At 72.9% G+C, this 14878-nt stretch carries 11 protein-coding genes and 1 pseudogene; 8 read left to right on the plus strand and 4 right to left on the minus strand.

Going from position 1 to position 14878, the window contains the following annotated elements:
* Nucleotides 1-873 precede the first annotated feature (873 nt).
* Nucleotides 874-1707, minus strand: coding sequence for a PIG-L family deacetylase (locus tag ABZ861_RS19075; RefSeq protein WP_361631512.1), 834 nt, complete (start codon nucleotides 1705-1707; stop codon nucleotides 874-876).
* A 415-nt stretch (nucleotides 1708-2122) separates the two neighbouring features.
* Here ABZ861_RS19075 and ABZ861_RS19080 point away from each other — a divergent pair, with 415 nt between their 5' ends.
* Nucleotides 2123-2641, plus strand: a complete 519-nt coding sequence (locus ABZ861_RS19080) for an SRPBCC family protein (protein WP_361631514.1) — start codon at nucleotides 2123-2125, stop codon at nucleotides 2639-2641.
* Between the two features lie 82 nt (nucleotides 2642-2723).
* Nucleotides 2724-5048 carry an FdhF/YdeP family oxidoreductase gene (locus ABZ861_RS19085; RefSeq protein ID WP_361631516.1) on the plus strand — a complete coding sequence of 775 codons (2325 nt, stop codon included), beginning with the start codon at nucleotides 2724-2726 and terminating at the stop codon, nucleotides 5046-5048.
* A gap of 168 nt (nucleotides 5049-5216) precedes the next feature.
* Here ABZ861_RS19085 and ABZ861_RS19090 read toward each other — a convergent pair whose 3' ends face one another.
* Both ABZ861_RS19090 and ABZ861_RS19095 read right to left on the minus strand, forming a co-directional pair.
* Nucleotides 5217-6167 (minus strand): glycoside hydrolase family 16 protein, encoded by a 951-nt coding sequence (locus ABZ861_RS19090; RefSeq protein ID WP_361631518.1) that lies wholly within the window; start codon nucleotides 6165-6167, stop codon nucleotides 5217-5219.
* A 235-nt stretch (nucleotides 6168-6402) separates the two neighbouring features.
* Nucleotides 6403-7938 carry an IucA/IucC family protein gene (locus ABZ861_RS19095; protein ID WP_361631520.1) on the minus strand — a complete coding sequence of 512 codons (1536 nt, stop codon included), beginning with the start codon at nucleotides 7936-7938 and terminating at the stop codon, nucleotides 6403-6405.
* Nucleotides 7939-8230: 292 nt separating this feature from the next.
* Here ABZ861_RS19095 and ABZ861_RS19100 point away from each other — a divergent pair, with 292 nt between their 5' ends.
* The 3 genes from ABZ861_RS19100 to ABZ861_RS19110 are packed head-to-tail and all read left to right on the plus strand — an operon-like array spanning nucleotide 8231 to nucleotide 11865.
* On the plus strand, nucleotides 8231-9772 hold the full coding sequence (locus tag ABZ861_RS19100) for an IucA/IucC family protein (RefSeq protein WP_361631522.1): 1542 nt from the start codon (nucleotides 8231-8233) through the stop codon (nucleotides 9770-9772).
* 9 nt (nucleotides 9773-9781) lie between these two features.
* A complete protein-coding gene (locus ABZ861_RS19105) occupies nucleotides 9782-11050 on the plus strand; it encodes a VWA domain-containing protein (protein WP_361631524.1) in 1269 nt (422 codons plus the stop codon).
* The gene (locus tag ABZ861_RS19110; protein ID WP_361631526.1) at nucleotides 11050-11865 is read left to right on the plus strand and encodes a hypothetical protein; all 816 of its coding nucleotides are present in this window, start codon (nucleotides 11050-11052) and stop codon (nucleotides 11863-11865) included. The genes ABZ861_RS19105 and ABZ861_RS19110 overlap by 1 nt, the downstream gene beginning before the upstream one ends.
* A gap of 134 nt (nucleotides 11866-11999) precedes the next feature.
* Here ABZ861_RS19110 and ABZ861_RS19115 read toward each other — a convergent pair whose 3' ends face one another.
* Nucleotides 12000-12626 carry a winged helix-turn-helix transcriptional regulator gene (locus ABZ861_RS19115; RefSeq protein WP_361631528.1) on the minus strand — a complete coding sequence of 209 codons (627 nt, stop codon included), beginning with the start codon at nucleotides 12624-12626 and terminating at the stop codon, nucleotides 12000-12002.
* Nucleotides 12627-12712: 86 nt separating this feature from the next.
* Between ABZ861_RS19115 and ABZ861_RS19120 the strand changes: the two genes are divergently transcribed.
* The 3 genes and pseudogenes from ABZ861_RS19120 to ABZ861_RS19130 all read left to right on the plus strand — a co-directional run bounded on the left by ABZ861_RS19120 (nucleotide 12713) and on the right by ABZ861_RS19130 (nucleotide 14812).
* Nucleotides 12713-13921 (plus strand): pyridoxal phosphate-dependent aminotransferase, encoded by a 1209-nt coding sequence (locus ABZ861_RS19120; RefSeq protein ID WP_361631530.1) that lies wholly within the window; start codon nucleotides 12713-12715, stop codon nucleotides 13919-13921.
* A 5-nt stretch (nucleotides 13922-13926) separates the two neighbouring features.
* Nucleotides 13927-14076: pseudogene (locus ABZ861_RS19125) on the plus strand (histidine phosphatase family protein); the annotation flags it as partial.
* 76 nt (nucleotides 14077-14152) lie between these two features.
* Nucleotides 14153-14812, plus strand: coding sequence for a hypothetical protein (locus tag ABZ861_RS19130; RefSeq protein ID WP_361631532.1), 660 nt, complete (start codon nucleotides 14153-14155; stop codon nucleotides 14810-14812).
* The last annotated feature ends 66 nt before the right edge of the window (nucleotides 14813-14878 follow it).

Below are 14878 nucleotides of genomic sequence, written 5' to 3' on the forward strand. Positions count from 1 at the left end.
GGGTCGAAGTGGCGGAAGTTGAGCGGGCGTCCGCTGTCGACCGCGGTCAGGCACGGGTCCCCGTACCGGCCGAGGGCGCAGGTTCGCTAGCGAACCCGGACGCCCTGCATAGCCTTCATGCCCTGGAAAGAACGCCTGGTCTCCTTGGGAGTCCTCTGGGACTTTTCTGGGACTTTCAGCTGCATCAAGGGGCACGAACGTGCAACAGCCGAAAGGTCGTTTCCTCAGGTCAGCGACTGGTGGTCGATCGTTCCTGCAGATCAGCCGAGTGCCTGGTCTCTTCCGGGACAACTGACCAGAACGGGGCTGGCTCGGTGCCTCGCCCAGTCGCAACTTCAGTCACCCAATGTGTACCGGGCAGCGGCGATTCCGTTTATCGCCGCCGCCAGGGACGTCGACATTCCTGGGGAGAATCTGGGGAGTATCCGGGCTGCTGGGGAGCGCCTGGGGAGGATCGACCGCATAAGACGGCGCGCCTATGAAAGGCGCAGAAAGAACCATCGCCACAGGTCAGCCATGGGTATTGCCGCATCACCGCAGGTCAGCGCCCCTAAGTGGACAACTTCACGACATACGTGCCGAGGTCGTCGGCCTCGACGACGCCGGGTACCGAGCCACCGGAGTGCAGCGGCTCGACGTAGCGGGTCGCAGTGACCTCCCTCAACATTTTCCCAGGCCACCCATCTCGTCAACCTTGCGATCCACGGTCCCGTGCGGCCACCGCGCCGATCTCCCCGGCTCTCCCAGCAGTCCGTCGACGGCGGCTCGCCCCTTGCTTCCGGCCTCCGACACTCCCGGCCTCCGACATGAAGTGAGCATAGTAACCGAGGGTGATCGCGAGCGAGGGGCGCCCGAACGGCTCTGCGGCGACGGTCAGCGCAGTCCGGCGAAGAGGTCGTTCTCGGGTACGGCCGCGCCGGTGGCGTCCTGGACGCGCACGAACGTCTCCATGCCCATCAGCTCGCCGAACCTCTCCTTGCCCAGTCTGAGGAAGAAGATGTTCTCACCCTGACTGGCGTGCGCGGCCAACGCGTCGAACTTCTGACCGCTGAACGCGGTGGTGTCCACCCACGTGGTGATCTCGTCGTCGGGGAGGCCGATCTCGGCCAACGCGGCGGCCTCGGCAGGGTCCGGCTCCGGCATGTCCTCATGAAACTCGCGCATGACCTCGCCGAACTGCTGCATCTTCGAACGGGGCACGGTGGTCCAGTACACCTTCGGCGTCAGCGCGGTCATCTCCAGCGCCGCCATCGTGATGCGGTGGGCCTGGATGTGGTCGGGGTGGCCGTAGAAGCCGTTCTCGTCGTAGGTGACGACCACATCAGGCCGGTAGTGCCGCATGAGTTCCGCGAGCCGGGCCGCGCCTTCCTGCACGGGGGTATGCCAGAAGGAGCCGGGGGCGTCGTTGCTCGGCCAGCCCATCATCCCGGAGTCGGCGTAGTCCAGCGTCTCCAGATCGCTGATCTTCAGGACGTCACAGCTCGCCTCCAGTTCTTGACGGCGCATGGACGCGACCGCCGCCGGGTCGTGCCCGGGATCGCCCGGCTTGACGCCTCCCGGTCCGTCACCGCAGGCGCCGTCGGTACACGTCACGAGAACCGTGCGGACGCCCTCCGCCGCGTACTGCGCGAGGACCCCTCCGGTTCCGGTGGCCTCGTCGTCGGGGTGGGCGTGTACTGCCATGAGCGTCAAGGGCCGGTCAGTCATGGAAACAGTCCTCCTGAAGGAATACGTCTTGGTCCGAGTGCGCGGCGGGCGTACCGCGATCCTGGCGCCCGGATCCGGGTGGGGCGGATCCGGGTGGGGCGGATCCGGGTGGGGCGAGCGACCTCGCGGTCTCCGTGTCTCCGCCCGTGCGGCGCCGGTCCCCCCGTCGATGCAACCGTGCCGGCCCGACCGGCTGTTCCCGACGCGGCCGCTCGGCTTGTGTGATCCGATCGCGTGATCCGATGGTCGGCTGCCGGATGCCGGACCGCGTCGTGTGGTTGCCACGCGGACGGGGCCCGTCCACCCCCGGTCGCTGTCGAGCATCGCGCTCTACCCCGCCCCGCCCTGCTCTGCGTGGCGCGCCGCGCGCGGTCCGAGGACACTGGAGGCATCCGTGCCTGGAGGCGGGTGGACCATGACCAGCATCAGGGAGTCCATCGAGGTCGAGGTGCCGGTGCGTACGGCCTACGACCAGTGGACGCAGTTCAAGAGCTTTCCCCGGATCATGCACCTCGTGCGGCGGGTCGATCAGGTGAGTCCCGCGATGACCTGCTGGAACGTGCGCGTCGGCGTGTTCCGCAAGGAGTACATGGCGGAGATCGTGGAGCAGCGGCCCGACTCGCTGATCGCCTGGCGCGGCGCGGAGCGCGAGCCGTGGCACTGGGGCGAGGTGTGCTTCCGTGCGGCCGGCCCGGAGCGGGCGGTGATCGAGGTGAGCATGCACGTGGAGCCGCGAGGGCTGGCCGGGCTGGTGCCGGGGGCGGGGAACAGGGTGCGCGGGGCCGTGCGCGAGGCGCTGGTCCATTTCAAGGAGTTCATCGAGGGGCTGGGAGACGCGAGCGGCGCCTGGCGCCACTCCATCCACAACGGACGGGTGACTCCCTCGGAGCCGGACCCGCCCCGGAGCCGGGTGCCCAAGTGGCCCGTCGGCTGACTCCGGACGACGGGCCGGGCTGGGATACCGGGCCGAGGGTCCACGGGCGTTTCGCATCGGGGCAGAGCGAGAGGCATTTCCCATGAAGAAGGCGCCGAAGCACGAGCCTGACGACCGGCTGACCGTCACGCCGCCGAAGAAGTGGGCGGCGGGCGTGCCGGCGGTGGCGCACGCGCTGGAGTACTCCCTCGACGAGGCGACGGTGCGCACCACCGCGACGACGCTGCTGACCATGAACCAGGTCGGCGGCACCGACTGCCCCGGCTGCGCCTGGTCCGACCCGGCGCCCGGCCACCGCCACAAGAACGAGTACTGCGAGAACGGCGCCAAGCACATCAACGACGAGGCCACCGGACGCCGGATCACCCGTGACTTCTTCCGGGAGCACGCGGTGTCCTGGCTGAACGAGCAGAGCGACCGGTGGCTGAACCAGCAGGGCCGCCTCACCGAGCCCATGGTCAAGCGGGCCGGCTCCGACTACTACGAGCCGATTAGCTGGCACGACGCGCTGGGCATGCTCGCCGAGGAGCTGAAGTCGCTGGACAGCCCGGACGAGGCCGTCTTCTACACCTCCGGCCGGGCGAGCAACGAGTCGGCCTTCGTGTTCCAGCTCCTCGCCCGCGCCTTCGGCACGAACAATCTGCCGGACTGCAGCAACATGTGCCACGAGACCAGCGGCCTCGGTCTGCACGAGACGCTCGGCACCGGCAAGGGCACCGTCGCGCTGGAGGACTTCTACCAGGCCGACCTGGTGTTCCTGGTCGGGCAGAACCCGGGGACCAACCACCCGCGCCAGTTGTCCGCGCTGGAGAGGTGCAAGGACAACGGCGGCAGGATCATCGCGGTGAACACGCTGCCCGAGGCCGGTCTGCTGCAGTTCAAGGACCCGCAGGAGGTCCGGGGGGTGATCGGCAAGGGCGTCAAGATCGCCGATCTCTTCCTGCACATCCGCAGCGGCGGCGACCTCGCGCTGTTCCAGGGCGTCAACCGGCTGCTGCTGGAGGCCGAGGACGCGGCGCCGGGGACGGTGCTCGACCACCACTTCATCGCCGGGCACACCTCCGGCTTCGAGGAGTTCGCCGAACACGCCCGTACCGTCTCCTGGGACGAGATCCTCACCGCCACGCAGCTCACCAGGGAGCAGATCGAGGAGGTGCGCGACTACGTCCTGCGCGCCAAGCGCGTCATCGTCTGCTGGGCCATGGGCGTCACCCAGCAGCGGCACGGCGTGCCGACCGTCCGCGAGATCGTCAACTTCCTCCTGCTGCGCGGGAACCTCGGCCGCGTCGGCTGCGGCGCCAGCCCGGTGCGCGGACACAGCAACGTGCAGGGCGACCGCACGATGGGCGTGTGGGAGCAGATGCCCGACGACTTCCTGGACGCCCTCCAGGCCGAGTTCGGCTTCAAGCCGCCCCGCCGGCACGGCGTGGACTCCGTGAAGGCCATCGAGGCCATGGGCGAGGGCAAGGTCAAGGTGTTCCTCTCCCTCGCGGGCAACTTCGTCCGCGCCGCGCCCGACACCCATGTCACCGACGCGGCCATGCGCAGGTGCCGTCTCACCGCGCAGATCTCCACCAAGCTCAGCAAGGCGCACACCGTCACCGGCGAGACGGCGCTCATCCTGCCCTGCCTGGGCCGCACCGAGATCGACATCCAGGCGGGCGGCGTCCAGTTCGTCACCGTGGAGAACACCTCCAGCCAGGTGCAGACCTCGCACGGCAAGCTCCGCCCCGCGTCCCGGCTGCTGCTCAGCGAGGTGGCCATCCTGTGCCGGCTCGCCGAGCGCACCCTGGACGGCACGACGGACGTCCCCTGGCGGGAGTTCGAGGCGGACTACGGGAACATCCGCGACCGGGTGTCCCGCATCATCCCGGGGTTCCACGACTTCAACCGGCGCGTCGCCCGGCCCAGCGGCATCAAGCTGCCGAACCCCGTCAACGAAGGCGTCTACGCCACCGCCACCGGCAAGGCCAGGTTCACCTGCAACGAGTGGACCATGTCCGCGGCGCCGCCCGGCCACCTCGTCCTGCAGAGCATGCGCTCGCACGACCAGTGGAACACCATCCCCTACACCGACAACGACCGCTATCGCGGCATCCACGGCGGCCGGAACGTCGTCATGGTCAACCCCGACGACATGACCGAACTGGGCTTCACCCGGGGCCAGTACGTGAACATCGTCGGCGTCTGGAGCGACGGCGTCGAGCGCCGCGTCGACGGCTTCGAGGTCGTCCCGTACCCCACCTCCCGGGGGTGCGCGGCCGCCTACTACCCGGAGGTGCAGCCGCTGGTCCCGCTCGGCAGCGTCGCCGAGGGCAGCAATCAGCCCACGTCCAAGGGAATCGTGGTCCGCCTCGACCCGTGCGCCGCCCCGCCCGGCGCCGTGCCCGCCCACTTCAGCGGCTGACCGCCCTGCCGCGCCTGCCGCCCTCTGCGCGAGGGCGGCAGGCGCGACTTCACTCGTCAGGGACGTGCCCGTGGGTGAGCGCCGGACGGCGTTCGGGCGGCACGGCCCGCGGAAGTCATTCCATTGCGCACGGTCGGGCGCCGCGCCGGCGCCGTCCGGGGCGACCGGTCAGCTATGGCTCTGCACCGAGACGTAGTCGACGAGCATCGAGTGCCCCGGCTCCGTGGCGCCGGTGGGGGTCGTGGAGCCGGCGACGCCGTCGGGGAAGCCGCCGCCCATCGCCAGGTCGTAGATGACGAACAGGCCGTGCTGGGTCGCGTTCTTCCAGGTGGTCGCGTCCACCTGGGAGGCGTTGACGGACCAGTACCGCTTGCCGTCCACGTACCAGTGCAGGGCCTCGGGAGAGGCGCCGCGGTCCCATTCGATGCCGTAGGTGTGCCAGTTGCCGGGGCAGGGGCTGCCCGGACACGCGGTCTTGCCGCCGAGGCCGGTGCTCTCGTGGCACGGACCGCCCGGGTTCACACCGCAGTGCATGGTCCCGTAGGCGAGGTTCTGGCCGTTGACGTCCTCCATGACGTCGAACTCGCCGACGCTCGGCCAGACGCCGCCGGTGCGCAGCGGCTGGCCCAGCGTCCAGAACGCCGGCCAGTATCCGGCCGCCTTGGCGCCGGTGACGTCGGGCAGCCGCATACGGGACTCGATGCGCAGCTTGCCGCCCGCGGGCGGCCGGAAGTCGTCGCGCAGGGTCTCGATGCGCCCGGAGGTCCACTTGCCGGCCCCGTCGCGCCGCGCGGTGATCCGCAGGTCGCCGCTGCCGTCGAGGGAGACGTTGCCGGGGTCCTTGGTCATGGTCTCGACTTCGCCGGTGCCGAAGCCCGTGCCGAGGTCGAACTTCCACTTGCCGGAGGACGGCGACGCGCCGGCGGCGCCGTTGAAGTCGTCGGCCCACACCTGGGTCCAGCCCGCGGGCGGCGAGGGGACCGACGCCTGGGCGGTCGCGGGCCCGGCGAACGCGGCGCCGACGAGCGCCGCCGCGGCGGCCGCGACGCTCAGCACCCGCTTCCTGGAGGGCCGGCGGCGTGCGGGTCCGCCGACCGCGGGGGTGGGAACTGCGTGCATGAAGTTGCTCCTCTGTGTGGGGAGTTGGAGACTCCGATGGACACGGCACGAACCGCTGGAACCATCCGCCCCGCCTGTCCGCGGCGTCAAGACCCGCGCGTGAGAGCGCTCTCACGACATCTGCGGTACCGAGGCCGAAGGCAGGCGTGCGCCGTGCGGGAGAGCGCGGAGCGGCGGATCCCCGGCCGCCGCTCCGGGCGTGTCGGCCACCTCGGGGGGCCTGCCCGGCCCCGGGCTATCCCCCGGCCAGCGGATTCGGCAGCGGCAGGTAGCGGGCGGCGGCGCCGTCCGCCCCGGTCCAGCGCAGCAGCAGGTTGGTCTTGCCGGGCAGGGTGGGGGACGTGAGGAGGTCGCCGATCTCGGGGAGGGGGCAGCGGGCGAGTTCGGCGCGCACGGCGGGCCAGGGGTCGTAGGCGGGAAAGCGTTCGGTGAGCGCCCCCGCGATCTCGCAGAGGTGGTTGACGAGCAGGCAGTACACCAGGCGCTCCCAGCCCGCCGACCGGGAGACCTCGGGCAGCAGGCCCGCCGACCGGGAGACCTCGGGCAGCAGCTTCACGCCCTCCGCGTCCCGGAAGAGCGCCTGGACCGGCATGCCGTCGGCGTCCACGGCGATCAGGGAGTTCTGGAGGTGGGCCTCCAGGACGACGCCGTGGTCCGCGAACGCGCCGAGCGCCGGGGGCGCCACCTGGCGCAGATACGCGGGCCACCACACCGCCGGGCCGGACAGGGCGTCCAGCGGGTTGCCGTCGAAGCCCTCGGCCAGAGCGGCGGCGAGCAGCGCCGTCGCGCCGGGCCGCAGGTGCTCGCGCAGGCCGTCGCGGACGACGACGGCCAGGTGTTCGAAGGCGAAGGCGGCGGTGCGGTAGCCGCGGTCGCTCAGCCAGGCCGCCGGGCCGTCCGCCGCCGCGACGGCGGCCGCGGCCGCCGCGTCCGTGCGGCGCAGTCTGAGCAGGTCGTGCCGCCACAGCCGGCGGACGTCGTTGGTGATCCGCACGTCCAGGCTGAACTTCAGGAAGACGTCGCCGCCCGGGGCGGGGGCGTGCACGGTGCGGATCGCGGCCGTGGGGCGGACGTCGTGCCGCGTGGCGCCCAGCCGGATCAGGCGGCCGTCCGCGAAGGCGGCGGCGAGGGCGGGGGCGGCCAGGTCGAGCTGCCACGGATGCGCCGGGAGCAGCCGGTAGCCCGGCGGGGCCTCGCCGAGGGCGTCGAGCGCCGAGGTGTCGCCCTCCTCGACCACGGCGTCCGCGCGCACCCCGAGCAGCGCCAGCGGGAAGCGGGCGTGCGCCTCGGGCGCGTAGGGCAGCCAGGAGGCGGCCGGTCCGCCGCCGCGCGCCTTGGGGGCCGGGTGGCAGGGGTGGCCGGTGACGAGGCACTGCTCGGAGCGCAGGTAGGGGTCGTCCGGCGCCGTCGCCGCGTCGCGCGCCGCCAGGAGCGCCGCCAGCGTCTCGCGGCTGTCGATCATCTCGGCGGGCAGCTCGTCGTTGGCGCGCCCTGTGTGCCGCCGCAGCTCGTCGCTCACCAGTTTGACCAGTTCGGCGTGGTCCACGCGGCGCCAGCCGCCCGCCGCGTACACCTCGGGCTCGGCGGGGCGCCGTCCGGCGCGCACCCGGAGCAGCCGGCCGCCGCCGGGCAGCCGGTAGACCCGCCGGCCGTCCTGGTCGGGGCGCGGCTCGGCCACCTCGCGGATCAGGCAGTTCAGCAGCGGCCCGGCCGCGTAGGCGTCGGCTCGCGCTCCGGCGTCGTCGGCGGTCTTCGGCTCGACGCGTTCCATTCGTCCCCTAGGGCGTGTGGTGAAAGCAGCGCCGTCCGCCCGCAGGGCGGGCCCGGCGGCGTCCGGTGCGTGCGAACGCACGGCGAGAGGCCGCCCCGATACTGGGCGTGTCGGGGCGATCCCGACAACGCGGCGAGCGTGCGTGCCAGACGCCGCCGGGCAGACGGGACTTCACCACACGCCCTCCGTCCGCACGGTGCGACAGCGATCAGTATGTCGGTCCTGCGGGCGTTACGGTGGCGCCGTCGCCCTCGCCCCGCCCGCGCCCGACTCGTACCCGAGGAGCCCGCACGTGCATCGTCCCCCGAGCGCCGAGGCCGAGATCGGCGCGGAGTTGGCCGAGGAGCGCCCCGGCCTCGTCGCGCGGTACGCACAGGAGCTGCCGGGCGCGCGGGCGTCGGTGCTGACCCGGCTGTGGCGGGCGCTGGCGCATGAGCCGCTGCCGTGGATCGGCGGCCGGGAGCGGGTCCGCGACGGGCTGCTCGTGCGGCTGCGCGACGGCCGCCGGCTGTACGGTCCGGCGGCGGACCCGTACGCCACCGCCGGCTACGTCTCCTCTGTGCGTCTGGACGGCAGGGACTACACCGATCCGGGCCGCCTGACGGCCGATCTGGGCGTGCCGCACGGCGCCGCCTTCGCCGCCGAAGTCGCGCACAGCGCCGCCTCGCTGGCGCTCTCCCGGGCGGACGCCCTGCCGTCTCCGGCTGATCCGCGGGAGCGGCCCGCGCGGGACTGGGAGTGGGAGCAGCGGGTGGCGGACGGGCATCCGTTCCACCCGGGCTGCCGTTCCCGGCCGGACTTCTCCGTCGCCGAGCAGCTCGCCTACGCCCCCGAGCACCGTCCGGTGGTGGAGCTGGTCCTGGCGCCGGTTCCGGCGGCTGAGTGCCTGGTGAGCGGGGCGTGGCCAAAGGAACTGCGGGACGGCGCGCGGCTGCTGGTGCCGGTGCACCCCTGGCAGGCGGAGCACGTGCTGAAGCGGCCGGGCGGCGACCGGGTGATCGCCGCGCATCCGCTGATGTCGCTGCGGACGCTGGCGCTGCCCGGCGGCCCGCATGTGAAGACCGCTCTGAGCGCCCGGCTGACCTCCTCGGTCCGGGACGTCTCGGTGGCCTCCGTGGCGGCGTCGGCGGCCCTGTCGGCGTTCGCGGAGGAGCTGGCGGACCGCACGGACGGGCTGCTGCACGTCACCCGCACCCTGGGGGCGGCGACCGCGTACTCCCCCGACCTGGCCGCCGTGTGGCGCGAGTCCCCGGCGCTCTACGCGGCCCCCGGCGAGCACGTGCTGCCGGTGGCCGCGCTGCCCGGCGCCGGCCTGCCGGACTCCCCCGCATGGCTGGCCCGCTTCACCCGGCTCGCGCTCGGGGTGGGGCTGCGGCTGCTGGAGCTGGGCGCGGCCCTGGAGGCGCACGGGCAGAACCTGCTGGTCGTGCTGTCGGCCTCGGGCGAGCCGCTGCGTCTGGTCTACCGGGACCTCGCCGACATCCGGGTCAGCCCCGCCCGGCTCGCCCGGCACGGCGTCCCGGCGCCCGAGCTGCCCGCCCGGAACCTCACCGACGATCCAGTGGCGCTGCGCCGCAAGCTGTTCGGCTCGCTGGTGGCGGGCGCGCTGGCCGGCACGGCCGGATCGGGGGCGGCGCTGCGGGACGCCCTGGAGAGCGTCGTGCGCGAGCTGCCGCACTCGGAGGATCTGACCGCCCTGTGCGAGGCGCCGGTCCCCGCCAAGGCGCTGACCCTGATGCGTCTTTCGCCCGCGACGCCCGGCGACCAGTGGACGGAGCTGCCCAACCCCCTTGCCCGCGGGCCCGTTTTGGAGCGCGGCGCATTCGATCAATAAGATCCGCCGATGATCACAAGACAACGGCTGGCGGCAGGGGTCTGTGCTCTGCTCGCCGCCCTGACGGCCGGGATCGCCGTTCCCGCCGGAGCGGTCGCCGACGAGACGGACGACGGCCGGGCCGCACCGAAGGTCGAACTCGTCCTGGACGTCAGCGGTTCCATGCGCACCCGGGACATAGACGGCGGGTCGCGGATGGCCGCGGCGAAGCAGGCGTTCGACGAGGTGCTGGACGCCACGCCCGAAGAGGTGCGGCTCGGCATCCGCACCCTGGGCGCGAACTACCACGGCGACGACCGCGAGACGGGCTGCAAGGACACCGCGCAGCTCTACCCCGTCGGCCCGCTGAACCGCACCGACGCCAAGACGGCGGTGGCCACCCTGGCGCCGGCCGGCTGGACGCCGATCGGACCCGCGCTGCTGAAGGCGGCAGACGACCTCCAGGGCGGCGACGGCGCCCGCCGGATCGTCCTGATCAGCGACGGCGAGGACACCTGCCAGCCGCTGGACCCGTGCGAGGTGGCCCGGGAGATCGCGGCCAAGGGCGTCGGACTCACCATCGACACCCTGGGCATGGTCCCGGACGCCAAGACCCGCGACCAGCTCAGTTGCATCGCGGACGCCACCGGCGGCACCTACACCTCCGTACAGCACAAGGAGCAACTGAGCGACCGCGTCGACCAGTTGGTGCACCGGGCAGCCGACCCGACGGTGACGCCGGTGGCCGCGCGGGGCGCGGGCGACTGCGCCAAGGCCCCCTCGCTCACGTCGGGTCTCTACACCGACCGCGCGGAGTTCGGGCAGCAGCGCTGGTACCGGGTGGACGTCAAACCCGGTCAGGAGCTGCGGACTTCGGTGAGCGTCGCGGACGACCGGGCCGTGAACCCCGCCTACGGGGTGCTGCTGCGGGCGGTGACCGTGCGCGGACGGGAGATCGTGCGCGGCGAGGCGGCGGGCGCCGGCCGCACCGACGTGGTCTCCACGGGCCTGCGTTACCCGCGCCCGCCGAGCGACGACGACAGCGCGCCCGCCGAGACGGTGTGCCTTCAGGTGACCGACTCCTTCTCGGCGGCGCCCGGCGTGAAGACCTCACCGGGCCTGCCGCTGGAGCTGACGGTCGACGTGGTGAACGGCCCCGACGCGGCGCACGACCCGGCGGCGTTCGGTCTGGGCCGCGGCTGGTGGCTGCTCGGCGTGCTCGTGCTGGTCGGCTTCCTGGCCGGACTGGTGTGGGGCTGGGCGTCCCGCTGGCGTGTCGCGATCTGGAGGACGAACTGATGCGTACCATCCGCGCTTTGAGCGCCGCGCTGCTGATGCTCGGCCTCGCCGCGGCCCCCGCCGCCGCCGACGCCTCCCCCTCCCCGAGCCCGTCCGGCGCCGGTGCGGCACCGTCGCAGGCGGGCACGTCGTTCCGTACGGCGACGGAGATCGAGCAGGGCCAGCGGGCCACCGCATCGGGGTCCACGGGCGACTACATGTACTGGTCGTTCGCGGCGGACGCGGGCCAACGCCCCACCGTGCACGCGTCGGTGAAGCTGCCGCAGCGGCACGCCGCGCAGACCTGGCAGATCGACGTCTACGACGGTCTGCGCCGCCGCCAGTCCTGCCAGTACGGCGCCCAGACCCGCACCGCCGACGAAGGCGCCGCCTCGGTGGGCCTGACCTGCGTGCTGCGCACGGTGCGCGCCTGGTCGGAGCCGTGGGCGAACGACCCGCTGCCCGGCACGTACTACGTCCGCCTGACGGCGGTCGGGCTCCGGGCGTCCGACCTGGGCCTGCCGGCAGGCGCCGAGGTGTGGACCGACGCGAAGGACGTCGGCGGCGCGGCGGCGGTGGACGGCTCGCTGTCTCAGCCGCTGGTCCCCGGCATCGCGGTCAAGTCACCGCAGCAGGACGATGGTTCGGGTGACGACACGAAGAAGTCGGCCGTGCTGTCCGGCATCGAGCCGGACGGCGGCTGGTCGTCGAACTGGTGGTCCGACCGCTGGGTCTGGACCGGGATCGGCGCGGTGCTGGCCGCGCTCGCGGGCATCGGCGGCTACACGCTGACCCGCGGCTCGGACCGCCCGTCGCGGGTGCCGCCGGGGGCCTGAGCGCGCAGCGGCCGTCCCCGATCGCCGCCGCAGAGGGGCGCCCTTCCAGGAGGAGGGCGCCCCGTCAAAGAGGGTCTGTCCCGCAGGGGGCGGCCCCATGCGGAAGGTCCGTCCCCCTGGGGGCGGGCCTTTCGTCACGTCTCCCGTAGGGACTTGGCCAGGGGGCTGTCGCCGGTGACCGTCGCGCTCCCGCCCCGCACCGCGTCCGCCAGGGCGCCCTCACCGTGGGCGAGGGCCGCGCAGGTCGCGGAGTCGAGGACGAGCCGGGCATCGGGCTCGCCCGGCGCCGGGCCGTCCCCGTACACGGGGCCGCTCCGCGCACCCGCGAACACGTGGAACACGCCTTCCTCCAAGCTGACTTCGACGGTCCCCTCACCCTCCAGGGCGCGCAGCAGGGGCAGCGCGAACCAGTGCGCGCGGACGGCGTCCGTGGGCCGCGGCTCGCCGAGTTCGCCCTCGCCCCACTCCCCCAGCGCCTGGAGCACCGGGAGCAGATCCCGTCCGCGCGGGGTGAGTTCGTAGACGAAGGCGGCGCCCGGCGGCGGGAGCCGACGCCGGGCGGTCAGGCCGTCGCGCTCCATGTCCTTCAGCCGGGAGGCGAGGACGTCGGTGCTCACCCCCGGCAGATCGGCGTGCAGGTCCGTGTAGCGACGCGGACCGGCCAGCAGTTCCCGGACGATCAGCAGGGTCCAGCGGTCGCCCACGGCGTCGAGCGCGCGGGCGGCGGAGCAGTACTGGTCGTAGCTTCGGCGAGGCGACATGCGACGCAGTCTAGACATGTTGTTGGACTTTCCAAGCTCACACTTGGTAAAACCAAGCAACACAGCTCAGCGGAGGGGAAGCGACCATGGAGTTCCGGCAGTCGAGCAAGCTCAGCGAGGTCTGTTACGAGATCCGCGGCCCGGTGATCGAGCACGCCGACGCACTGGAGGAGGCGGGCCACAGCGTGCTGCGCCTGAACACGGGCAACCCCGCGCTCTTCGGCTTCGAGGCGCCGGAGGAGATCGTCCAGGACATGATCCGGATGCTGCCGCGGGCGCACGGCTACACCGACTCGCGCGGCGTCCTGTCGGCCCGCCGGGCGGTGGCCCAGCGCTACCAGGAGCGGGGCCTTGAGGTCGGCGTGGACGACGTCTTCCTCGGCAACGGCGTCTCGGAGCTGGTCTCCATGGCCGTCCAGGCGCTGGTGGAGGACGGCGACGAAATCCTCATCCCGACCCCGGACTTCCCGCTGTGGACGGCCGTCACCACGCTGGCCGGCGGCAAGGCGGTGCACTACCGCTGCGACGAGCAGGCCGACTGGTATCCCGACGTGGAGGACATGGCAGCCAAGATCACGGACCGTACGAAGGCCGTGGTCGTCATCAACCCCAATAACCCCACCGGCGCGGTCTATCCGAAGGAGGTCCTGGAGGGCATCCTCGATCTGGCCCGCCGCCACGGCCTGATGGTCTTCGCCGACGAGATCTACGACCAGATCCTCTACGACGACGCGGTGCACCACTCCACGGCCGCGCTCGCCCCCGACCTGGTCGTCCTCACCTTCTGCGGGCTGTCCAAGACGCACCGGGTGGCCGGATTCCGCTCCGGGTGGCTGGTCGTGACGGGACCGAAGCAGCACGCCAGGAACTACCTGGAGGGCCTGACCATGCTGGCCTCCATGCGCCTGTGCCCCAACGCGCCCGCGCAGTACGCCATTCAGGCCGCGCTCGGCGGCCGCCAGTCCATCCACGACCTCACCGCGCCCGGCGGCCGTCTGCACGAACAGCGCGACGTGGCCTGGCGGAAGCTGAACGAGATCCCCGGCGTCTCGTGCGTGAAGCCCCAGGGCGCCCTGTACGCCTTCGCCCGCCTGGACCCCAAGGTGCACCCCATCCACGACGACGAGAAGTTCGTCCTGGACCTCCTGCTCCGGGAGAAGATCCAAGTCGTCCAGGGCACGGGCTTCAACTGGCCCGCCCCGGACCACTTCCGCATCCTCACCCTGCCGCGCGCGGACGTGCTCGACACCGCGATCAGCAGGATCGGGCGCTTCCTCAGCGGATACCGGCAGTAGAGCCGCGCGTGCTCGCCGCCCGGCGCCTCGGTCTGCCGCCGTCGCGGGGCGCGCTGCTCCGCGGGGAGACGAGCACGGTGTGCCGGCTGGGCGCGGAGCACGGGCGGCCGGTGGTCGCCGCGTGGAACGTCCGGCCCGCCGAGCCGCCCCGCTGACGGCGCGCGAAAGGGGCGTTGTCAGACCCCCGCCGTAGTCTTCGCGTGGGCTGGGAGCAGGGGGAAGGGAGACACCGTGACAGGTCAGCCGAGCGCCGCGCAGCGCAAGGTCATCGACGCCGCCGATCCCGTGACCGGGCGGGTGAAGGGCGGCTCGGCGCTGCTCGCGGCCCTGGTGAAGCGGGGGCTCGTCTTCCGCCATCCGCGCCCGCCGCACGACTGCTTCTTGACCCCGGCGGGCCATCGCATACGGGAGGCGGCGAAGGCCGCGCAGGCGGCGGAGTCGTCAGGCGCCGCCGCGCCGGTGGAGTCCTCCCCGTCCGAGGACCGCGGCGTCTTCGCCGCCCGCGTGGGAGGCGAGGAGGACGCGCCCGAGCAGGGTCCCGCGCGGGTGCGCGAGGTGCGCGGCGCCTGGGAAGGACTGCTGGAGCTGCGGCGGATGACCAACGCGGACGGGTCGCTGGACCGGCCGTGCGGGTGGGAGCGCGCGCATCTGGTGCGGGCGGCCGCGCTGGCGCTGGAAGCGGCCGGGCGCCGTCCCGCCGGTCCGGGCGGCGACGACGGCTACCGGGTGCGGGCGACGCCGCAGCCGGAGGCGGTCGCCGTGTACGGGCCGGACCGCGACGTGCTGCGGGAGTGCGCGGCGGTGCTGGAACGGGCGGGCTGGCAGGCCGGGGAGTGCACCGAGCCGCGTTCCCGGACCCGCTACCTGCTGGCCTCGCCGCGCCGGGTGTGAGAGGGGCGCGTGCCAGGGTGCCAGGACCGGCGGCGACGTGGGGCGCGCAGCGGGGCGGGCGGGACG

This window comes from Streptomyces sp. NPDC046985, from assembly GCF_040644415.1.
Classification (GTDB): Bacteria; Actinomycetota; Actinomycetes; order Streptomycetales; family Streptomycetaceae; genus Streptomyces.